This is a genomic window from Ensifer sp. D2-11 (genome assembly GCF_054161295.1).
In genome coordinates this window covers 191707-213212 of record NZ_CP096435.1, presented here as the reverse complement: position 1 = coordinate 213212, position 21506 = coordinate 191707, and the positions used below count along the sequence as shown (strand labels likewise).

The 21506-nt window shown below is 58.9% G+C and carries 22 protein-coding genes and 3 pseudogenes; 10 read left to right on the top strand and 15 right to left on the bottom strand.

Features of this window, described 5'->3' with window-relative positions; genetic code table 11:
* The first annotated feature begins 50 nt into the window (after window positions 1-50).
* Window positions 51-980 carry an AraC family transcriptional regulator gene (locus M1D34_RS26670; protein WP_498785583.1) on the top strand — a complete coding sequence of 310 codons (930 nt, stop codon included), beginning with the start codon at window positions 51-53 and terminating at the stop codon, window positions 978-980.
* 129 nt (window positions 981-1109) lie between these two features.
* Here the strand turns inward: M1D34_RS26670 and M1D34_RS26665 are convergent, their stop codons facing one another.
* Entirely contained in the window at window positions 1110-1748 is a 639-nt protein-coding gene (locus M1D34_RS26665; RefSeq protein ID WP_498785581.1) for a TetR/AcrR family transcriptional regulator, read from the bottom strand.
* Window positions 1749-1827: 79 nt separating this feature from the next.
* Here M1D34_RS26665 and M1D34_RS26660 point away from each other — a divergent pair, with 79 nt between their 5' ends.
* From M1D34_RS26660 to M1D34_RS26635, 6 genes and pseudogenes are all read left to right on the top strand, one after another.
* Window positions 1828-2796, top strand: coding sequence for an alpha/beta fold hydrolase (locus tag M1D34_RS26660; protein ID WP_498785579.1), 969 nt, complete (start codon window positions 1828-1830; stop codon window positions 2794-2796).
* Window positions 2797-3054: 258 nt separating this feature from the next.
* Window positions 3055-3840 (top strand): annotated as a pseudogene (locus M1D34_RS26655) (IS1595 family transposase); the annotation flags it as partial.
* A gap of 171 nt (window positions 3841-4011) precedes the next feature.
* Window positions 4012-4372: pseudogene (locus M1D34_RS26650) on the top strand (type II toxin-antitoxin system RelE/ParE family toxin).
* On the top strand, window positions 4362-4685 hold the full coding sequence (locus tag M1D34_RS26645; RefSeq protein WP_127638085.1) for a helix-turn-helix domain-containing protein: 324 nt from the start codon (window positions 4362-4364) through the stop codon (window positions 4683-4685). The pseudogene M1D34_RS26650 and the gene M1D34_RS26645 overlap by 11 nt, the downstream one beginning before the upstream one ends.
* A gap of 243 nt (window positions 4686-4928) precedes the next feature.
* Window positions 4929-5561: a LysE family translocator gene (locus M1D34_RS26640; protein ID WP_498785577.1), complete on the top strand. Its 633-nt coding sequence runs from the start codon at window positions 4929-4931 to the stop codon at window positions 5559-5561.
* 192 nt (window positions 5562-5753) lie between these two features.
* Window positions 5754-5990, top strand: a complete 237-nt coding sequence (locus tag M1D34_RS26635; RefSeq protein ID WP_498785575.1) for a hypothetical protein — start codon at window positions 5754-5756, stop codon at window positions 5988-5990.
* Between the two features lie 251 nt (window positions 5991-6241).
* On the opposite strand, the gene M1D34_RS26630 is transcribed toward M1D34_RS26635, so the two are convergent.
* The 6 genes from M1D34_RS26630 to M1D34_RS26605 all read right to left on the bottom strand — a co-directional run bounded on the left by M1D34_RS26630 (window position 6242) and on the right by M1D34_RS26605 (window position 13409).
* On the bottom strand, window positions 6242-7675 hold the full coding sequence (locus M1D34_RS26630; RefSeq protein WP_498785573.1) for an FGGY family carbohydrate kinase: 1434 nt from the start codon (window positions 7673-7675) through the stop codon (window positions 6242-6244).
* Window positions 7676-7678: 3 nt separating this feature from the next.
* Window positions 7679-8905 (bottom strand): FAD-dependent oxidoreductase, encoded by a 1227-nt coding sequence (locus M1D34_RS26625; RefSeq protein WP_498785571.1) that lies wholly within the window; start codon window positions 8903-8905, stop codon window positions 7679-7681.
* Window positions 8902-10311 carry an NAD(P)/FAD-dependent oxidoreductase gene (locus M1D34_RS26620; RefSeq protein WP_498786239.1) on the bottom strand — a complete coding sequence of 470 codons (1410 nt, stop codon included), beginning with the start codon at window positions 10309-10311 and terminating at the stop codon, window positions 8902-8904. The genes M1D34_RS26625 and M1D34_RS26620 overlap by 4 nt, the downstream gene beginning before the upstream one ends.
* Before the next feature lie 118 nt (window positions 10312-10429).
* Window positions 10430-11524 (bottom strand): type 2 periplasmic-binding domain-containing protein, encoded by a 1095-nt coding sequence (locus M1D34_RS26615; RefSeq protein ID WP_498785569.1) that lies wholly within the window; start codon window positions 11522-11524, stop codon window positions 10430-10432.
* A gap of 38 nt (window positions 11525-11562) precedes the next feature.
* Entirely contained in the window at window positions 11563-12900 is a 1338-nt protein-coding gene (locus tag M1D34_RS26610) for a TRAP transporter large permease (protein WP_498785567.1), read from the bottom strand.
* Window positions 12897-13409, bottom strand: coding sequence for a TRAP transporter small permease subunit (locus M1D34_RS26605; protein WP_017277646.1), 513 nt, complete (start codon window positions 13407-13409; stop codon window positions 12897-12899). Before M1D34_RS26605 ends, M1D34_RS26610 begins: the two co-directional genes overlap by 4 nt.
* A 305-nt stretch (window positions 13410-13714) precedes the next feature.
* On the opposite strand from M1D34_RS26605, the gene M1D34_RS26600 reads away from it, so the two are divergent.
* The 3 genes and pseudogenes from M1D34_RS26600 to M1D34_RS26590 all read left to right on the top strand — a co-directional run.
* Window positions 13715-14728: a DeoR/GlpR family DNA-binding transcription regulator gene (locus tag M1D34_RS26600; RefSeq protein ID WP_498786237.1), complete on the top strand. Its 1014-nt coding sequence runs from the start codon at window positions 13715-13717 to the stop codon at window positions 14726-14728.
* Between the two features lie 288 nt (window positions 14729-15016).
* Window positions 15017-15457 carry a hypothetical protein gene (locus M1D34_RS26595; protein WP_498785565.1) on the top strand — a complete coding sequence of 147 codons (441 nt, stop codon included), beginning with the start codon at window positions 15017-15019 and terminating at the stop codon, window positions 15455-15457.
* 314 nt (window positions 15458-15771) lie between these two features.
* Window positions 15772-16168, top strand: a pseudogene (locus tag M1D34_RS26590) (transposase family protein); the annotation flags it as partial.
* Window positions 16169-16591: 423 nt separating this feature from the next.
* Here M1D34_RS26590 and M1D34_RS26585 read toward each other — a convergent pair.
* The 8 genes from M1D34_RS26585 to M1D34_RS26550 form a co-directional block, all read right to left on the bottom strand.
* Window positions 16592-16867, bottom strand: a complete 276-nt coding sequence (locus tag M1D34_RS26585; RefSeq protein ID WP_498785563.1) for a hypothetical protein — start codon at window positions 16865-16867, stop codon at window positions 16592-16594.
* Window positions 16868-16989: 122 nt separating this feature from the next.
* Window positions 16990-17205 carry a hypothetical protein gene (locus tag M1D34_RS26580; RefSeq protein ID WP_498785561.1) on the bottom strand — a complete coding sequence of 72 codons (216 nt, stop codon included), beginning with the start codon at window positions 17203-17205 and terminating at the stop codon, window positions 16990-16992.
* A gap of 129 nt (window positions 17206-17334) precedes the next feature.
* Window positions 17335-17544 (bottom strand): cold-shock protein, encoded by a 210-nt coding sequence (locus M1D34_RS26575; RefSeq protein ID WP_003588915.1) that lies wholly within the window; start codon window positions 17542-17544, stop codon window positions 17335-17337.
* A 273-nt stretch (window positions 17545-17817) separates the two neighbouring features.
* The gene (locus tag M1D34_RS26570) at window positions 17818-18186 is read right to left on the bottom strand and encodes a transposase (protein ID WP_498786235.1); all 369 of its coding nucleotides are present in this window, start codon (window positions 18184-18186) and stop codon (window positions 17818-17820) included.
* 415 nt (window positions 18187-18601) lie between these two features.
* Window positions 18602-19441, bottom strand: coding sequence for an ISL3 family transposase (locus M1D34_RS26565; RefSeq protein ID WP_498786233.1), 840 nt, complete (start codon window positions 19439-19441; stop codon window positions 18602-18604).
* Window positions 19442-19597: 156 nt separating this feature from the next.
* Window positions 19598-20269, bottom strand: a complete 672-nt coding sequence (locus M1D34_RS26560) for a TIGR02391 family protein (protein WP_498785558.1) — start codon at window positions 20267-20269, stop codon at window positions 19598-19600.
* 54 nt (window positions 20270-20323) lie between these two features.
* Window positions 20324-20917, bottom strand: a complete 594-nt coding sequence (locus M1D34_RS26555) for a mobile mystery protein B (RefSeq protein WP_498785557.1) — start codon at window positions 20915-20917, stop codon at window positions 20324-20326.
* A 3-nt stretch (window positions 20918-20920) separates the two neighbouring features.
* Window positions 20921-21385, bottom strand: coding sequence for a mobile mystery protein A (locus M1D34_RS26550; RefSeq protein ID WP_498785555.1), 465 nt, complete (start codon window positions 21383-21385; stop codon window positions 20921-20923).
* Window positions 21386-21506: the final 121 nt, after the last annotated feature.

Here is a 21506-nt window from a genome sequence, read left to right as displayed (position 1 = left end):
TTCCTCGGCTTGTCATTGAGACGTCGCGAGAGATGACATAGTCTTCGCGCATGGCTCACACATTGCTCGATATCGTGCGTCGCTACGCCGAGACCCACGCCGACGAGAACGGCGTTGCCCGAACGCCCATTCCTGGGCTGACGTTCATTCGCCAAATTGCGCCCACCGAGCTGCAATATGCGATCAACAAGCCGCTCGTCGCGATGGTGCTGCAGGGCACCAAGCGGGTGATGATGGGCAGCAGCACTTTCGACTTCGGCGCCGGGGAGTCGCTCCTCATCACAGCGGACGTGCCGACGGTCAGCCAGATCACGCGCGCCAACATTAGCGTTCCCTATTTCTCGGTGGTCATCGATCTGGATCCCGCCGTGATCGAGAGCCTGCTCGTCGAAATGGGGCCGGCAGCGCCCGCCACCGGCGCCACCGTCTGTGTCGATCCGACCGAAGCGGAAGTTGCCGACGCGGCCTTGCGGCTGATGCGCCTTCTCGACCGGCCAGGGTCGGTGCCGATTCTCCAGGCGCAGTTCATCCGGGAATTGCATTTCTGGCTGCTGTCAGGTCGGCACGGCGGAGACATCCGCAATCTCGGCGTAACCGACAGCCGCGCGAGCCGCGTCGCGCGCGCGGTGGCGCTCATTCGCGAGAATTTCGCCAAGCCCCTCGGGGTGGAGCAACTGGCGGATGCCGCTGGCATGAGCGTGTCCTCCTTTCATGAGCATTTCCGGGCTATCACCTCCCTGACCCCACTTCAGTTCCAGAAGCAGCTCAGGCTGATCGAGGCGCGCCGGATGATGCTCGCTGACGGCGCGGCGATCAGCAATGCGGCCTATGCTGTGGGTTATGAAAGCGTCACTCAGTTCACGCGCGAATATGGCCGCATGTTCGGCATGCCACCGGCTCGCGACATAAAGGCTGCCGCGTCCAGAATGCAGCCCGCAGCAAATCCGTCGCTTGCCTCACCGTTGGAGTCGATCGAATGAAGACCAACTCGTCGAAGGCCAAGTCGGCCTTCTGCACATACGCCGCCATCGGCTCCGCTGCTTTTCTAGCCGCGGGGAAGCGAAGCGACGATCAAGTCCCCTGCTGGCCGGCTTGAGCCCAATTCCAATTTAGTTGCCGAGGTTCAGGTCGTTCACCGCTCGCCAATCCACAGCAAGTCGTGCCGCTACGCCCGAAACGACATCCTCTACTATCTCCTGTAGTTCGGCCGGTGTCGCACCGTCTCGCGCTTGGATGGAGATGCCCTGCATGACCGCAGCCAGATGCCTGGCCATGCGTCGCAAAATCTGCGGCTCGGCAAAGGGACAGAGTGCATCCGCGATCCTCTCGCGCATCGCATCACGGAGCGCGGCGGTGTCCCGCGCGAGCGCGGCGTTCTCCGGCTGACATTCGACAAGGCTGCCGGAAATCATGCAGCCACGCTCGCGACCGGGGTGGGTCACCGCCCTTATAGCTCCCTCGAGCAGCAGCCGCACCGCTTCCGCGAGCGTGGCAGCCGAGTCGAGTGCCGAAACATCCAACGAGCCGAGCGTCTCCTCGTAACGCGTGAGCGCTTCCCGGTAGAGGCCGGCTTTGCTTCCGAACGCGGCATAAAGGCTAGGGGGTGCGATCCCAATTGCCTTTGTCAGGTCGCCGACCGACACCCCTTCATAGCCGTGACGCCAGAACAGCCGCATGGCGATCTCGACTGCCTTGTCGCGATCGAAGCTCCACGGCCGGCCGCCGCGAGATTTTGCACTCTGTTCCATAACGATCACTAAACAACATCTTGACAGGGTTCGTCAAGGCCGGTTGAATAACGATCGCTAAACAACATGGAGCAAGCACATGGATCTGTCACGACGTGGTTTCCTGGCTGGAACCGCCGGCCTCGCCGCTTTCGCAGTGCAGCCGAAAACTGTCTCCGCCGCATCTCAGGCCGGAGTGGTCGAGGGTGGCGTTCAAAGCAATGGAGAGAAAGCCGTGGCTACGGGCGAGCCATTCACTGTCCGTTCATCCGATGGAACGATGCTGGCGGGCGAGGTGTTCGGAGACGCCCAGGCGCCGGAAATTCTGTTCATTCATGGCCTGTGCCAGAGCCGCCTGAGCTGGGAGAAGCAGTTCGCTGATCCTGCGCTCGCGGGCTTTCGGATGGTCGGCTTCGACCTGCGCGGTCACGGCGATTCCGACAAACCCACCCTGCTCGATGCCTATTCCGATGCAGACCGGTGGGCGGACGACGTCGCCGCTGTGATCGAGGCCACGAGATTGCGCAATGCCGTGCTGGTGGGCTGGTCGCTCGGCGGCTATGTCGCAGGGGCCTACTTGCGCAGACATGGCGGCTCTGGCATTGCGGGCGTCAACCTGGTCGATGCCGTTACCAAGCTGTCACCCGATCTTCTCACCGAAGAGGCGGGGGCCTTTACCCGGACCACCACTTCGCACGATCTGGCCGAACGCACCGCCGCGACAGCCGATTTCCTCGCCGCCTGCTTTCACCAGCTGCCGGCACCGTCGGAGATGCAGCGCATGCTGGTTGTCAACGGCATGACGTCTCGCGCCGTGAACGAAGGCTTCGTCAGGACTGCGACAATCGATCTAGAACCGGTCTTTGCAGCCTATGCCGGTCCGATTCTGCTGACCCATGGTGTACACGATCGGCTGGTTCGTGTTGCGATGTCAGAACGCATCAAGGCCATTCACAAGAACAGCCGCCTTTCTCTCTACGACAACAGCGGACACAGCCCCTTCTACGAAGAGCCTGCACGTTACGGGCAAGAACTTGCTGCATTTGTGAAGGCCGCGAACAAGGATTGAGCAGGCCTTGGCTCGCCAGGTGAACGGCCTGCAGCTCAAAAAACGAGCAGCAGCACCTCGCCCACGGCGGCTGCGATGTAGCCGATGCGCGACTCGGTCAGGCTGCGTGGGCTTCTATGACGACACTGCTCGTCTGATCCGCGTGGCCGAGGCGTCAGTTCCCGTCGATACATCGCCTTTATCAATGAAAGACAGCAATAGCCTTGCTGTCTAGGGATTGCCGTGCGACTCTTCGGGCATGGTCCGAGGGAGATGAGAATGTCGGAAACGATGCTTGCAGCGCTTACCGACATTCGGACCGCGGAAGATATGATCGTGGCCTTTCGCGATGAGGAGCAGTGCCGGAGATTGCTGGAAAGCATGGTGTGGCCGGCTGGGAGAGTTTGCCCTGCCTGTGGTTACAAACGCTCGATCGCGATCGCCGGGCGCGATTTGGGCAAGCGGCGTGCGCGTCCGGGTCTCTATCAATGCTCCAACGGCGATTGCCGGTTCCAGTTCACGGTGACGACACACACGCCTCTGCATTCCACAAAGCTTCCTCTGAGTGTCTGGCTGAAGGGCATGTGGCTTATGCTGCAGTCGGATAAGGGTTTGTCCTCGGTGCGCCTGGCCGCGGCTCTGGGAGTGAGCCAACCCACGGCCTGGCGGATGGGACACGCGCTGCGTCTCATGGCGGCGCGCGAGCACATGCTCGATGGCACGGTGGAGATCGATCATTTTCATCTCGGTGGGCGACCGAGAATAAATCCGGACGATCCACCGCCTGGACGGGGCCGAAAAGGTCTGCCGAACACGCAGAAGACACCGGTCATGGTGATGGTGCAGCGACCAGATGACGTGACACCCGGCACTCCGGCCGGTGACGCCCGTGCTGCGGTGGTGACTGGCCTTTCGCTACGTGCAGCGGCGCGCGCCGCTGAAACGCAGATCGAACCTCATGCCTGCGTGATGAGTGATGAGGCGACAGCGTTCATAGCCCTTGGCGAGACCTATGCCAGCCATGACACCGTGAAGCATTCCAGCCGCGAATACGTTCGGGACGCCTACGCAATCCAGGACACACCGGAGACGGTCGCTAATCACTACGGTCGGTTCCTGCCCCAGGATAAGGCGACGCTTGCCGCCCGGATTTTGAATCAGGTATGGGAAGCGGCGTAGTCTCCACGATTCTTCCCGACAACTTGATAGGCGTAGCACTAAGTGCTATATGAAGCGATGTCAGAACGGACTTTTAAAACGGCATGGTTTTCCAAAGCAGCGAAAAAAGCGCGGATCTCCGACAAAGCCCTTTGCAAGGCGATTGCGCAAGTCGCACGCGGACAGGCTGATGATCTCGGTGGCGGCGTATTCAAGAAGCGGCTCAACGACAACATGCATCGTTCGATCGTTCTGGCGAAAGCCGGTGAGTACTGGGTGTTCACATATCTGTTTGCAAAAAAAGGATCGCGCAAACATCGATGACGACGAGCTCCTGGCTTTCCGGAAGCTCGCCGATCTTTATCGGCGCAAGACGCAGCCCGAGCTTGATGTCGAAATCAAGACCGGCGCCCTATTGGAGATTTGCAATGGCAACTAAGCGCAAGTTCAAGAGCGATGCCTTTGAGGCGATCCATAGCGCCGTCGAAGACATGTATAGGGCAGGCACGATCGACAAGGCGACCATGAAAACCTTCGATGACACTTGCCTGTCCATCCCGCAGGAGCTGACGCCAAGCGAGATCAAGGCGCTGCGCGAGAACAATCATGTCAGCCAGCCAGTGTTCGCGCGCTATCTAAATACCAGTGAATCGACGGTGCAAAAGTGGGAAACCGGCGCCAAGCGGCCAAGCGGCCCAGCATTGAAGCTACTTTCAATCGTCCAGAAGCACGGTCTCGAAATGCTGTCTTAGGAGACAGCCGCGAACACCAGCACTCGCGGTTGCAGTCGATACGTTATGCGATCTTCGTGACCCAAAAGGTGAACATCACAGCAACAAGCCGTGCAAGGCTCGCGGGAGTGCGATTCTGTCCGCCCCTAAGGCGACGTTCACGCTTAAGTCTGTGAAGGCAGCATTGTGCCCTGAAAGCGGTCATTGCGTGGGCAGAAAAAGTCTCTAATGTTCTGACGCCTTCCCGCACAAGGAAACCGCCGGATGCCATCACTTGAGGTCTTGCTCGGATTTGCCGTCACCACAGCGGTGTTCGCATTCATTCCGGGGCCAGCAATGCTGTATGCTGCAGCCCGCACCATGGCGGGCGGTCGACATGCTGGATTGATGGCAGTGCTGGGCATTCACCTTGGTGCTTACGTGCATATCATCGCAGCCGCAGCAGGGTTGTCTGCACTCTTCCATGCCGTTCCGGTGGCATACACACTCGTAAAGCTGGCAGGCGCACTCTATCTGATTTGGCTTGGTATCTCGATGTTCCGAAGGACGGATTCCAGTTCTGACGGTGTGTCGGCCGTGTCACCGAAGTCTGCAAGAAAGGCATTCGGGGAAAGCATCACCGTTGAGGTGCTGAATCCTAAAACCGCAATCTTCTTTATGGCGTTTCTTCCGCAGTTCGTTGACGGCAATGCGAGTCTTCCACTCTGGGCGCAGCTCGCTGTACTCGGGGCGACCGTCAACGCCATTTTCACGTTTGCAGATATCGTTTGCGTATTGCTTGCCGGGTTCATCGTGAAGAAGCTGAAGGGTTCCAGCGCGGCCCAGAAGCTGGTCCACCGAGCGGGTGGCACTATCCTTGTAGGACTAGGTTTGCACGTCGCTTTGCAGCGCACCTGACCAACCCCGGAGGTACGCTTCGGGCCGATTGCGCTTATCTCCGCTTTGTGTCATGGCCGGCCATGTCGTACGGTTGCCTTCCATGAGGCGTTGCGTAATCTCCGATTTGCGTTGATACCCTTCAGGATCGGCAGCGAGTCCGTATGTATACCTTTCAGCGGCTACCACCATGCTGCGCTGATAGGAGAAGGGATGCTTCACGACGAGGCCGAGCATGGTATCCAAAACTGGCTATCGCCAAGTGAAATTGCCCGCCTCCTGCTGATGCGACGCGTTCCAAAGTCGTTCCCCGATCGCTACGAACCGTCAAGCTACAGAGTGCTCGGCATCATCATTCCTGATCTCGACGACGTTCCAAAGATGGAGACTCGGGAACTACCGACCCCAGCAAGCCCGATTTTGAGCTCCACTTGCGGCCAGCTCTTTTAGCGGGTGTGGCCATCGTCCAGCGAGCTGGGCCGGAGATGCTCTCCGTGCTGCGGGGCCATATGATGGGGAGAATAAATTCCGCTTCGGCAACGCAGTAGAAGAGATGTTGGACTGCGGGCGCCAGTCGCGGAGGTCGTCGCAGTTGTACCTAATTTGAGATTCTCAGTCCACGGAATCTCAAATTAAATGCCAACCAAGAAAAAATGGCCGGAATCTTATCGTTAAATGCCAAGCGACACTTCAAAACGCCGCTAGCGCTCCGCCAAGCCCTGATGGGCCGGTTTTCGGCTGGCACTTCTCCAGTCCCGCGCGCATGCGAGAGCTCTGGCAAACCTCTCATGGTGCGAAGTCGTGACCGATCCGTCAGGAATGTAAGTCGAAGTGGCCACGCGAGCGGCGGCTGTGTCTACGCCGCACAATTCCGCCAGACCGAGGGCAGTTAGTTCATGCGTGGCTGGAACGATGATCCGTCGCTCGCAGGCGGATGCAAGGAACCGGGCAAAATAGGTGCTTTGAGAAAGCCCCCCATCGATTGAAATGGCGCCTTCCGTATGGATGGCATCAGCGGCAGCGTTAATCAATCCGACGGTGAGCATGGCGATACCCTCAAGCACGGCACGCACCATGTCCCTGCGGTCTGTTGCATGATCCATGCCAATGAAGACCGGTGCCGCGTGGCGATCCCAATGCGGTGCGGCCAGACCAGACAACGCTGGTACAAAGGCGATTCCCCGACCCAACGCCGAGCATCCGTCAAAAGCATCCAATTCCTCCACAGAGGAAAACAGGCCGATTGTGCGAGCCCACTCGATCGCAGCTCCAGCGTCGTAGACGCCACCCTCAAGAGCAAAGACGGGCCTTTCATGGTGTCGCTGCCAGGCAACGGTCGGAAGGAGATCCCCTTCCAACGGACGTTCGCTACCGGCAACCGCCAAGAGGAAGGCACCGGTGCCGAACGTGATCTTGCAGTCGCCGGGCCGGCGGCATCCGTGCCCATAGAGGGCCGCCTGCTGATCGACGATGGAGACCTTTACCGGTGTTCCGCCGATGAAACCGAAACTCGCGTCGACGGGAGCGATCGACGGCAGGCATTCGATGGGCACCCCGTGCAGTGCGCACATTTCTGGGCTCCAAACCTGCCTGTCGAGGTCCAGTAGCCCCGTCCGGGAAGCGGTTGCGACGTCGGTTGAAAAGCTACCGCACAAACGATCGAGAAAGAATGCGTCGGTTGTACCAAGACGAAGGCGGCCGGCAGACAATGCCGACTTCACCGCAGGTACGTTTCGCATGAGCCATGCGAGTTTGCTTGCAGAGAAGTAAGGATCAAGCGGAAGCCCTGATACTGCCTTCGAGCGCGCGCCTGCGCCAGCGTCGAGCTCGGCCAGTACGTCCGCCGTGCGGGCATCCTGCCAGACGATGACACGCGAGAGAGGTTCGCCGGTCACAGCATCCCACGCAAGGCAGCTCTCTCCCTGGTTGGCAATGGCGATGGCGTCCGCGGAACGACCCTTCTTGAGGACTGTGACGATGTTTCGCAGCAACTCCTCCGGATCGTGTTCGACCCACCCGGGGGCCGGGTGAAACTGAGTGTGGCGAATGGCAGCAACAGTCTGGGCTTGGCCGCCGTCCTCGACAACAAGACATCGAGTCGATGTCGTGCCCTGGTCTATGGCCGCAACGCGCATTCGTTATTCCTCCCGAAAGCGAAAATGGACTGCCTGCGCTTGGTGTGCAGCATCCGGGATTGGTACGAGGACCCGTCGTTCCGGCATCCACTGTTGCGCCTTTCGCCACACCTCGCGCCCATCGAGTTCGAGCGATAGGACACCGCGACAGCATCGATTGAAGCGCAGCTGGAATTGGCGGAAGGCGGACGCATTCGGCTCGATGCGTCGTAGGATCTGCGGCACCACCAGTTTCACCGGCGGATCGAAAGTTAGAGCAACCGGCAGCCCGGCCTCCCCTCGCCGGTCTAGATCTGACGCAATCGCCGCACCCACGGCTGTACCTTCGCAGAACGCCCAGCCGCCGGTCTCAACCGCGCGCAATACGTTGCCGCTGGCGAAATAGAGGGGGTTTTCCGTACGGCCGTCCTGATCAACAGCCGGCCCGGCACTGCCCGAAGCAATTCTGATCGAAGACTGCAGGAACAGAGCGGCCTCCGGCGTGAAGCGCCCTGTGAACAGAATTCCGTCGCAGGAAATGGTTTGGGTGCCGCCGTTCTGCAGCCGAACTGTCGCGGCCTCAACACGCGACGTTCCGCGGATATCGACAACATCCGCACCGCAATGGAACGGGATGCCAACAAGGGCAGGAAACCAGTTGAAGGGTGCGCGTGCGATCGCATGCCGTTCGGGCTCAATCACGGCAACCGGTCGCGCCCGATGGGACAGACAGGTCAGGACGGCAGACAGTGACACCAATTCAGAGCCGACGATCAACGGGCGACTGAACGGCATGAGGCCATGGAGGGAGACATACGACTGAAGTGTGCCGGTCGTGACGATACCTACTGGGCGATCCCCGGAAACCAGCCTCGCCGAGCGCGGCATCTCGCGCGCGCCGGTTGAAACCAGGATGCGGCGAGCCGACAGTGTCGCGGTGCCCTTGTCGGCTACAATGGTTACGACACCATCATCCCCCAGCGAAACGACGGAATGCCCAGTGCGGACATCAACCTGCGCGATTCTAGCTTGCCTTTCGAGCCGCCTGCCGTAGGCGGCCCCGAAGTAAATCCGACCGAATTCCCTCATCCCAAAAGGCGAGTGGCTACAATGACGGGTCGCGCCACCGAGGTACCTTTCCCGCTCCAGGATCACTACACGCTCAATGCCGCAGCGGCGCAGTTCGAGAGCTGCGGCAACGCCGGCAGGTCCGCCACCAACGATGATGACGTCCGCATTCAAGTCGTTCATGATCGTTCCAACTCCGCAACCGCAAGCGGTGTCTTGAACATGCCCTTCGTCATCTCGGCCAGACGCGCATTACAATAGAACCCCTGGCAACGCCCCATCCCGGCGCGCGTGCGGCGTCTGAGGCCACCGAAGTCGCCCGGAGGTACAGCGCTATCGAACGTAGCCTCGATCTCGCGCTTTGTGACAAGTTCGCAAAAGCAGACGATTTCCCCGTGATCCGGCTGCTGCCAGTCGCGATCCTGTGTTTCTGCCAGGCTTGGGACGCTGACCTGTGGCACCTTGGCTGGAGGAGACAAGACGACGCCGAATCTCTCGTGCAGCGCCAGTGCATGGCGCGCAAGGCCAAGTGCTGCGCTGAGCCCGGTTGAGCGGATGCCGCCGAGCGTTATCGCCCGCTGTTCCGGTCGGGTGTAAACGCGATACGCCTTCTTTTCGGTCGCCGGTCGCAACCCAGCATAGACGCCCGTTACGGGAATGTCGGCCAGTGCCGGCACGATCTGCGAGCCACGCTTCAACAGCGCCTGCAGCGCATCCTTTGCAACTGTCGCGCGGACCCGATCATCCTGCTCTTCGGCGGTTGGTCCAATGAGAACGTTGCCGAATGCCGTCGGGCACACCACGATACCCTTGGTGACCTCAGTTGGAACCGACAGCACGATGCGCGGCACGAACCGAAAGGCCGCTTTATCGAGAACGACGAACTGTCCCTTGCGCGGCCTGATCTGAAACTCGGGCTCAAAGCCGAGCCTTTGATCGACGACATCGCCGAACAGGCCCGCTGCATTAACGACGGAGCGGGCGACCACGGCGCCGGCGGTGGTCTCCAGCGTCCATTCGGCGTCGAACTTACCGCTCAGCAATTCGGCGTCGCGCAGTAGGACAGCCCCAAGCGCCAAAGCCTGCGCGAGGTAGGCGAGAGGCGCTGACCACGGATCGATGACGTGCTCGCCCTCCACCTCAAGAGCCGCGACCAGGCTCTCAGCGAGCGCCGGCATCGATTTGCGCGCCTCGGCGCGTGTCAGCAACTTCAATTCGAAGATGTTGTTTTCGCGCCCTTGCGCCTCGATCGCTTCCAGCTTTTCCGCCTCCAAGGGGGTCCAGGCACACACGAGCGCGCCAGTCCTGATAATTGGAAGATTGAGGCTTTCCCTGATCTCCAGGTATTCCTGCCTGCCTGCGCGAACGAGTTCGAGTTCGAGGCTTTCGGCCGGTGCATCAAAGCCAGTGTGCAGGATGGCACTGTTGGCCTTCGAAGCGCCCGATAAAATGTCCGCTCCCTTCTCGATGACGACTACCCGGGCTCCGGCAAGTGCAAACCGGCGAGCAACGGCGCACCCGACCACGCCGGCGCCAATGACGGCAACGTCGAAAAGATCTTGCGTCGTGAACTTGGATCGTTGGAGCATCACGGGTCTCCTTCCACTCTGTAGACAGACAGTCAGTATGGCTGTTGGAGCGCGATTGCGGGAGGCGGCGATGGTGATCCGCCCCATTGGAGGGGCGGACCAGGTTTTTGACTGCGCCTCAACGGTAGGGGTAGCCGGCCTTCTGCATGGTCTCGGCATATTTCTTGAAGGAGCCGACGACCTTGCCTGCGCGAGGGCTCGAAGCGGCCACTTCGTCCCAGAAGCCCTCGGAATCCTTGATCACTTGCGCCCATTCCTCGGCCGGGAGAGAAGTCAACTCCATCTTTTCGCCCTCGACGCGCAGCTTCGCCTCCCCTCCCCAGTACCAAACGTCGCGGTAGTAGTGCGACTGGTCGATCGTAATACGGAAGAGTTCCTGCAGGTGTGGTGGCACTTTTTGCCAGCTGGGTGTGTTTGCGAAATAGCTGCCGAACCAAGCGCCTGTAACAGAGTTCGTCAGCGCGTATTTGCAGACATCCGCCCAACCCACTTCATAGGCTTCGGTGAAGCCGCACCAGGCTACGCCGTCCAGTTCCCCCGTCTGCATCGCAACTTCAACGTTGTCCCAGGGAATGGTTACCGGGACCAGGCCGTAGCGCGACAGGAAGCGCCCTGCGGTCGGAACACCGAAAACGCGAAGGCCTTGCATATCCGCAAGGCTGCGGATCGGCTTGTTGACGGTGAAGATGTGCAGCGGATCCCAGGCGCCGGTAGAGAGCCAGGTGACGTTCTCGACTTCCCCGTAGGCTTCTTCCCAGATCTCCTTCAAGCCGTAGTACCTGAACAAGGCGGGGACATCGAGGCTATAGCGCGTGGCGAAGGGGAAGTATCCGCCAAAAACCGCGATGTCGACCGGGGATGCCATTGTCGCCTCGTCGGATTGCACTGCATCGAGCGTGCCGCTTTGCAGTGCCCTGAATAGATCAGCTGTCGGTACGAGCTGATCTGCGTAGAAGAGTTCAATCTCCATCTGGCCATTGGCAGCGGCATTGAAGGCGTCGATCTGCGGTTTGATAACGTGCGCGCCGAGCGGGGCGCCGGAGTAGGTTTGCAGGCGCCACTTGATCGGGCCGCTCTGGGCGTTGACATAGGGGGCTGCCAGCGTCGAACCGGCAACCACTGCGCTGGCGCCCAGACCAGTCTTTGTCAGGAAATGTCGACGGGTTGACAGGATCTGCTGCGATGCACTTGGTACCTTCGTGTCCTTTGTCATCCTATTCTCCTCTGGTTATCCGGGGCTTTTTCGTTCGGTCAGCCCTTCACATTCAAGTGCTCAGGAAGCCACAGCGCCAGCTGCGGGAAGGTCATGACTAGCGCGATCGTCGCAGCCATGATGAGGGCGAACGGCCAGATCGACCGATAGATGTCGACCAGCGTGATCTCCTTCGGCGCCAGCGAGCGCATCAGGAAAAGGTTGTAGCCAAATGGCGGAGTGATATAGGCGATCTGGCAGGTCATCGTATAAAGCACGCCGTACCATATAAGCTGGTTATCAATGCCGAGATCCAGGATTTTGACCAGCGGGATATAAAGCGGCGCCACAATCACCAGCATTGCCGTGTCATCCAGAAACATTCCCATTACGATGAAGCTTATCTGCATCATTATGATGATGGACCAGGGTGAAAGGTCCCACTGACGGATGAAGAGGTTTTCGATCGCTTTCACCGCGCCGAGGCCATCGAAGACGGCGCCAAAGGCCAAGGCGGCAAGGATCAGCCACAGGAACATGCACGAGACCGCGAGCGTCTTCATAGACGTCTCGCGCACCAGATTCCAAGTGAAGCGCCCTTTCAGCACCGCGGCCAGCGTCGCACAAGTGGCGCCGACCGCCGAACTCTCGACGAGGCTCGTGTAGCCGAAGACAAAAAGGCCGGTCATGAAAAAAAAGATCGCGAAGGGAATGATCCCTGCCCTTGCCAGCGCCAGTTTCTCGCGCAGCGGCATGTAGAGTTCTTCGTCTGCGACGGTAGGAGCAAGCTTTGGATTGAGCCGCGAGCGTAACACGACATAAAGAACAAAAAGAGCGGCCATGATGAGGCCGGGAACAAGGCCGGCGAACCAGAGCTTGGAAACCGGCTGGCGGGCGATCATGCCGTAGAGCACCATGACGACAGAAGGTGGGATAAGGATACCAAGCGACGAACCACCCTGGACGACGCCGGAAATCAGTACTTTGTCGTAGCCACGCCGCAGCATTTCCGGCAACGCGATCGTCGCGCCGATGGCCATACCTGCGACCGAAAGGCCGTTCATGGCGGAGATGATGACCATCAGGAGGATTGTGCCGATGGCAAGCCCACCGCGCACACGGCCGAACCAGACATGCAGCATCTTGTACAGGTCTTCGGCAATCCCTGATTCCGACAGGATGTAACCCATGTAGATAAACATTGGCAGGGTCAGCATCGCATACCAATTGAACAGCTTGAACACCTGATTGAATGGCAACTCGATCGCACCTGGCCCATAAAGCAGGAGCGCTGCAGCGGATGCCACAAAGCCGATCGCCCCAAATACGCGCTGGCCGGTTACGAGCAGCAGCACCATCGATGCGAACATGAGCAGTGCGATCATTTCGTAGCTCATCGCAATTCCTCACCGCGCAACGCAGCAACATGCTTAAACACCAGCGCGATTGCCTGCATCAGCATGAGGATGAGACAGGCCACCATCAGCGACTTGATCGGAATGACGGATGGGTTCCAGATGGAAAAGCGTCGCTCGCTCGTCTGGATCGCGTAGATGAGGCTAGAGATCGAGCCGGCCAGCAGAACGCCGAGATAGAAGATGAGACAGCCGACAGTCGCAAGATCCACCTTGGCGCGGCCGCGTATCGACAGCGTCGAGTACCAGAGGTCCATTCGGATATGTTCGTTGTTCTTGAGCGTTATCGGCCCGCCCATGAAATAATAGGCAGCCAGCGTGAATTGTGTGAGCTCCACTGCCCAGTGGACCGGCATCCTGACGAGGTTTCGCGTCACTGCGTCGAAGAGAAGGGTAGCGCCCATGAGGAATATCAGCGACGCCGCCAGATAACCTACATAGTCGGAGATTTTCTCGGTCGCCCTGACATAGACTGCGATCAGACCACGCATGCACGCTCCCTCGCATTTCCATGTGTTGCCGTCGAGGTGACGTATTCGCTCCATTTCCAATAGAAAGTCTGAATTGAGACCAGCAACTTGATGGAGACGGAACCGCTACGCACTCTTACGGACAAAAGCCGACTTGCCAGTCAATCGGCAGCGTTCACTGAACGCTTTCGCCGGTCGGTCGAAGCCGGAGCTCAAATGGGGAAGACCGCTGCGACGCGGCCGCCACTCCGGCGGGCTGCGGCGAATATACAATCTCCACCCTCGCTGACGCGCAATCGCGCGCCGGCAAGCAATGCACTTTGATCGTGAGGATGAATGCCTCATCAGGCACTGTAGCTTGTTTTTTGCCAAAGAAAAGACACATTCCGACGAATTGTGCCCATACAGCAATTGTTCGGTCAAACGTCTGCCCGTTCAGCGACCGACCACACATAGAGTTGACCGAACATACATGCGATCCTACAATTCCGGCCATTGAAGCAACGGAAGCGGGTGACCGCATTGCCGCAAGTCGGCGCGGCACTCCGCTCCCGTGGAGAGACATCTTGCAACCATCCAAGCGCTACGAGGAGATATCCCGCCTTCTCGATCATTCGGGCGAGATGACGGTTGAGGATTTTGCTGACCGGCTTGGCGTCTCGCGCGAGACAGTCAGGCGCGATCTGACCCGGCTCGATGCGATGGGGAAGTTGCGAAAGTTCCATGGCGGAGCGCGGATTGCATCCCGTGGCAACGCTGCTATCGAGGCGGAAGATCCCTTCACACAGCGCATGGCGCAGAACGCCGACGCGAAGAAGAAGATTGCCAGCGCTGCACGCCGCCTCGTTGCATCTGGAGACTCACTCTTTATCGACACGGGAAGTACGACCGTGGCGATGGCTGAGGCACTCGTCGCACTTCATGGTCTTGTCGTTATCACGAACGCTCCACGGATCGCGGCAATCGTCGCCGGCAACCCTAGCCACAAGGTCTTCCTAATTGGCGGGGCGTACGGAGTGGACGCAGGAGAAAGCCTCGGGCCGCTCGCGCTAGAACAGATCGCCAAGTTTCGTGCGCGCCACGTCATCCTGACAGTCGGCGCTATCGACGCCACCTCCATAATGGACTTCGACCTCCAGGAAGCGGAGGTCGCAAAGGCAATGATAGAGCGGTCTGACCGCATCACTGTCCTTGTCGATCACAGCAAATTCAATCGGCGCGGGGTCTTCGAGGTTGCTCCGCTGTCGGCAATCGATTCGCTCGTTACAGACAATCAACCCGATGCAGCACTTGTCGAAGCGCTCACTGCCGCAGGCATCGAACTGATCATTGCCGAATGACTGGGATGGGTGATTGTCCGTCGTCGAGTATCTCAGGCAATTTTCTCTCCCGTTCACTACCTTACCGTTGCACCCTGCTGGTGATGAAACAGCCACGCTTGAACGGGGCGGTGATTGACTTGTGCTTCCCCATCCCCGGCCGATCCGTTCATCGAGCGTAACATGCGCGCGTGGCAGGTGCTTTGTCCATCGCGGCAGACGGCCACATTGATCCCGCTCACTGGCTTGCCCAAAAAGGTCCAAAGCGCGATACTTTTCCTGCAATTTGTGGGAACGGAGGAATCGACGATGAGACATCACACACGCGAAGAACTCCATACTGTTGCTGGCATTCACCGTGATGCCGACCACCACCCCCTGACACGTGACGAGCGTGTTGCGCGATGGGCGGAACTCTTGGAGCAGGATCCGGATCGGGCCCTCGTAACGCTTCAGGAAACCGAATACCAGCCTGACGTCATCCGTGATGAAATGCGAGAAGACGGCTCCCCGATCACCATTGCCTTTAAGGACCCGGTGCTGCGTGGTGAGGGGTTGACGAATGATAGCTACGGCGAAGCGAAAAGGTTCTTTGAATTCACCGACTGCCAGTTGCACTATATTGTCTGCAGCTGTCATTCGGGGGTAACGGTGCGTGGGGACGCAGCCGCAGAGCGCGTTCGCGACGTCGCAAAACCACACCCTGGCCTGATCGGAATGCTGTGGGATGCACTATTGATCTTTCGCTGAAGGGCCCGCTACCCAGGCAAGGGGCGCCCTTGCGCAACTAGGCATCACGACGTGGGGCGCTGACTGCGGGGGCGTGATCTGCACGAAGCACAGCTCGGCTCTGCATCATCTGGCGTGTCCGTTTCAAACCGAAAATTGTCATAGTGCCGTTGGGTTTAGGCGCTAAACGCTGGCCGATTTTCCGCCAGCGATTTCAGCGCGTCACTTTTTGCAAGGCGATTGCACTATCTGTCGCTTGGCATTTAATTTGGGTCTTCCTCAATTTGTGTGGTTCACTCGCTGTTAGACATGATGCCGCTATAGGCGGGCATGCAATTAAATGGTCGCCCGGCCCAGGGGCAAGTTCTGGGTGTGGCGCTCACAGATGATGTTGGTAGGATTGTCTCCGCTGCCGGACTAGGGTTCGGCATTTGCCCTGATTGCGGACGGCGGACCCGAAATCGGCATGGCTGGTCCAATCGAAGCCTTCAAGATCTGCCGATCCAGGGCAAGACCGTAACGGTGAAGCTTCGGTTGAGCCGCTGGCGGTGCGCGCATCAAAAATGTGAACGACAAACATTCATCGACCGACTGCCGACGATTGCTTCCCCTTATGCGCGCCGGACAAGGAGGGTCTCCGAGATTGTCGGTCTGCTCGGCCATAGCGCCGGCGGCCGACCCGGCGAGCGCTTGATGCGACGGCTCGGGATGCCGGTCAGCGACGCCACGATCCGGGTCTCATCGTCAACATGGGTGATGCGTTCGGCGATGAAACCACCCGGTACCAATTCAGAGGGGCGAAAGTTGGTGCTCATTCGGCTGATTCCTTTGTGGAAACCAGCAAAGCAGCATCATAACTGCATCAAAACTGAGTCAGAGCCAATGTTGTGCGCCGATTGACACATGCCAACGACGCCTCCGGCGGCACCGAGACGAGATGGCCGATTTCGAGTTTTCTGGAGCTCTTCGGCGATCATCCGCAAGGTCAGGCACTTCGCGAGCGATTGCGCAATGACGGTTCGGGTGAAGAAGAAGCAAGCGAAGGTTCGCCTGTTACGCAGAAACCGGTGCCTTCTTTCCCTTGGGCGCAAAATGGACCGCCCGAAGCACTGAGTCATTAATTACTCAACTGAAAGGTTAGCCTCACAAGCTGTTTCAGGCTCGGTCATATGTAAATGACGTAAGCAGGGTCGTAACAAAATTACTGGCGCGTTCCTTGACGAGGACCTCCGTCCACTCGTCTGTACCTCTCAGCCTCAGATCCGTATGGATGCTATCGACCGCTGCCTCTTCGATCCGCTTGATGTGCGTTTTGAATGCCGCCTCCCCACCTGCGTGATACATGTCACGGATGATCATGCGCAGGATTTCCTGGGTTGCGATTTGCCAGGCCGTGTTAATCGCCTGAATTTCTTTCGTATCTTGTGTCATCTGCGGCTCCTTAGGGACGGTGTTGCCAAGCCCATGCGGTGTTCGCTCATCAAACCGCGTCGCCGCGTCGCCCAGCCACTGTCGCGCCGCCGCCGTCGCTTGCAGCTCCGCTGCAGCGCGCGTCAGGCTCGTTTTGCGATGAGGGCCGCCGTGGCGGTGGCACGGTCGGCTAGTTCCTTTGCCTTCCGGGCTTCCCGCAGCCGCAGCGTCTTTGCGTCCCGAGCTTGAATCATGGCGGCTTGTTCTTCGACAGCCGCGGTGCGCGCGAAGAACTGCGACTGGGCGTGGCCGAAGGCGATCTCGGCTTGTTGGCGGGACTTGCTCAGTGTCTGTGTCATGTGTGGTTCGCTCCTCGTGCTCGACAGGCGAGCGAAAAGAAAAAGGCCAGGCAATCGCCTGGCCTTGGATGGATAACGCGCTTCCGGCAGTGCCAGTACATCCGTGGTCAAAGGGAAGCAGATATCGATTTAAGCGTTCTGGAGATTGCAAGCGGACATCTTGCCCGACTTGTTGTCTCGCTCGAGATCGAAGCCGATCTTCTGGCCTTCGACGAGTTCACGCATTCCGGCGCGCTCGACGGCGGAGATGTGAACGAAGGCGTCAGCGCCGCCGTTGTCAGGCTGAATGAATCCGAAGCCCTTGGTGGAATTGAACCATTTAACTGTGCCAGTGGTCATGATGAACCCTTTCATTAGCAATATTGAAGAACCGCAGCGCCGAAACGTTGCAGATGGTGGTAGCGATTTTTGAAAGGAAGGTTCGTTCAAGGCGCGGTGTCAATCGCGCAGTAACCAAAGCTAAGCAAGCAAATCTCGATAACGGCTTTTATAAGCGGCTGAGGCGGGGCCGTCAACCGTTAGTTTTTGACTCGCGCGTACTCATCTTTTAGTTGCTCACATGGAACATGCACGTTACCCTCCCTGTCGTTTGCCATTTAATTAGGGTCTTCCTCACTTTGTGTGGTGATGATTATTGATGAGCGGTAGCATGCGCGCTCTGAGGAGCTCCGCGCCCGCTCTGCCATACATCGCACGTTTGATCGTCTTCAGGCGGTTGATCTGGCCTTCCGCCTGGCCATTGCTCCAGGGGAGTTCGACGGCGTTGCGGACGGCGCCGATGTCACGGTGCAATACCCGCGCGAACCGCACCATCGGAGCGAGCCCGGAGCTGACGGCATCGTTGATCCAAATGTCGAGCTTGCTCGATTCACCGCTCCGGAGAATGCCGCGAAATCGCATGGCAAGGCTGCGCATCAGGGCAAACTCATGTGATCCCTGCTTCAGGACGTCCACCTTGATAGCCTGACTGATCGTCAGCATGCTTGGCGGCTTCATGCAAAGGGCAGCCGCGACCACCGGCGAGATCACATGGCCGGTCTCCGGATCCCTTATCGGGATGACACATCGCGAGGCGGTTGATCGGGTATGATCGGAGCCGGCGACGCACTGTCTTTGACCGACCTCTCGGTGCGGCGCCAGCTTGCGAGAAGCCGCTCGAGATTTGAGAAACTGCCCGTGTAGCCGCGCTGTCTGATATCGTGGAACAGATGCCGTCCGCAGCGATTGCCATCTTTCCAGCACTTGGCGAGGAACACCTCGAAATATAAGGGTGATGTCGGTTTCAACGCCGACCTTCGCCGGTCGGGTGGTGTCTCGAAAGTCAGCCATTTCGCAATGCTGCGCCGGCCGTAGCCGGTAAGATGTGCGATCTCCGAACAGGACAAACCCTCCTTGTTCAAGCGTGCACGGTATCGAACACCCTCTGCCGTGATTCTCGATGAGCGTGGCGCACCCGGCGCCGATGCGTCGCATCAACCTGCGGATCCTCCTGAATTAGATCAATTTGCGCGCTTCCGGTATCCGGCAGCAAAGCTCGTCCCGTGGCGCGGCCGGAAAGGCTCATCTGCTCCTCGATTGCGACGCGCAGATTCTGCATGAGATGGAACCGATCAGCCACCTGACGCGCTTGCGGCGCTCCTTCGCGGGCAGCTTGCGCGTAAAGCCCGCATCGGTCTCGGCTCACGATCTCGACAGAAGGGTGCCGTTCCAGCCATTGCGCGGCACTCGCCACGCTCCGGTCGTCAAGGATATCGACAACCGAACGGCGCTCCAGGTCGACGATCACCGTGCCGTAGCGCCAAGATCGCCGCCAGCTCCAGTCATCTATGCCAACGACCCGGATCGTGGCGTCGCAACGCGCGAGTGCGGCATCCCGCTTCAGCTGCCGCAGGATCGTGGCGTCGCTCACCGGCATGCCGAGCCTTCGCATCAAGCGCTCGCCAGGACGACCGCCCGCACTGTGGCCGAGCAGACTGACAATCTCTGAGACCCTCCTTGTCCGGCGCGCATAAGGCGACGCAATCGTCGGAAGTCGATCGGTAAACGTTTGTCGTTGACAGTTCTGATGTGCGCACCGCCAGCGGCTCAACCGAACCCTCACCGTTACGGCCCTTCCTTGGACGGGCAGATCTTGAAGGCTACGGTTGGACCAGCCATGCCGATTTTCGGCTCCGCCGTCCACAGTCGGGGCAAATGCCGAACCCTGGTCCGGCAGCGGAAACAACCCAACTGTCATCTCCAGTGAGCGCGACACCCAGAACTTTGACCTCTGGGCCGGGCGACCATTTCGTTTTCGTTTGCATGCCCGCCTATAGCGGATCATGTCTAACGGCGAGTGAACCACACAAAGTGAGGAAGACCCTTTAATTACGAGAATTCTACACCCGTGATTTCAATGGGTTGGCGTGGCACTTAATTTGAGAATCCGGCTGACCGGATTCTCATTTTTAAATGCCAAACGTGGCTGAAACGGCCGCATTCTCATTTTTAACTGCCTAGCGACACGATCGACGAGCACTGCCCCATCATCCACCAGGCCGGTACGTTGCCGGATTTTTTCGGCGACGCTTTTCACGGCCTCTAGCACGGCGTGGAAATAGTTATCTGCGAGCAATTCCTCGCGGCAAAAGCGCAGAACATCCGGGTGAACGCCGCGGCTCGTGAGATCCGACTTCAATTCACGTGCGCGCCGTGTCGCTTGTGAAAGCGTCTCGGCCGCCTCGACAGACGCTAGAGCGCCAGAGGCTTCAACAGCCAGGCCGGCAAACGCCAAGGCCCGGTTGAGATTGAGCCGCATTGGTTCGAAGCGCTCAGGCTCACGAGCGAAACGCTCAGGCTTCATAGCCTTTCGGATGAAAGCCATGATGTGGGGGCGCATCTGGCGATTATTCTGCTCATTGGCAAACGCATTATAAAGCCTGTGGCGCTTGGTCATCTGGGGCGTCGTATCAATGATTTTCACCGTCGCCAGAAGATGAGCGATTTCAGAACCCGTCAGGCCGTGTTCCGTATCCCTCAGCGCATCCGCAATGGCCTGCAACTGCGACTGCGTGAATGTCTTCATGTCAGTCCTTTCTTGCTTCCAGTTTGAGAAGCTCACTTACCATGTTCGAAACACTCAAGATCGGGCGAACTCCAGCAAGGGTTCTATATCGTGATCATCGGCTGCTCGAAGAGCCGCAACATAACGGGCGCGGGTCGCGCCCGCATCCACCAGGTTTGCCCTGCCCCAGCTAAACGGCGGTCGTCCAAGCTGGCGTGCGAGCAGATCGCCGGCGAGGCGAGAAAATCGGCCGTTTCCGTTCGGAAAGGGATGGATGGCCACCAGCCTGTGGCTGAACCGCACAGCGATCTCGTCGGGCGGATACGTCTCGTGTTCGACCCAGTAGCGCACATCGTCAACCACCTGCCTCACATCCATTGCAATGCGATAGGCATCGACGCCGATGTTGCGGGGGGTTGTCCGGTACTGGCCAGCCCAATGCCAAACGTCCCCAAACATGCGGCGCTGCAACTCGCTGAGGAATTCCTGGTCGAGCACGTCTCTTTTTCGCGACGTCGCCCATCGCAAACCTTCGCCGATGTTGACTTGCTCGGCCTCGTTCAATTCGTGCCGCAATGTGATGTAGGAGGGGATCAGCTGCTCCCGCTCCTCAGCGGTTAGCGGCGTATTTGCTTCGTCGTCGTCCTGGAAAAGAGGATCCTCCTCCATGGATCAATCCTCGTCCCACAGGCGTCGCGCAGAGTCTGCAAGCAAAGCATCGATGAGCCGACGACGTTCGTCCTCCAGGTCCGACTTAACCAACGCCTGGTTTTCCAGCCGCATCGTATGATCGAGCCGTATCATCTGCTCGCCGACTTTTTCGGCTGCGCGCTCGCGAAGGATGTCGTCTAGTGGCTTGATTGGCACGAAAGCGTAGACGAAGGTGCAATTCATCGCCGCGGCCGCTTCCCGAAGCGTCTTGATCGTGGTCGCACCCGAAACTTCCGCCTTCTCGATCGCCGGTATGCGGGAGGGAGCCGCACCCATGCGCATGGCGAGCTGCCGGGTGGTCATGCCGAGGGCCTCGCGGATAGCTTTCATCCAACCTCGAGGCGGTGCGATGAGCTTCAGCTCCCGCACAGGCGCGAGACGTCGTTCCAACTGTTTTCGCGCGAGCGCAGCTTGATTTTTGTTCATCTATTTGTGTCCATTTCGGGGAAAAAATAGCATATAAAAATGAGCAAAGATACCGCTGTTGAACATATAGAAGTATGCATTGCGATCTATATCGCTCACAAATATATGAGCATTGCTTCTG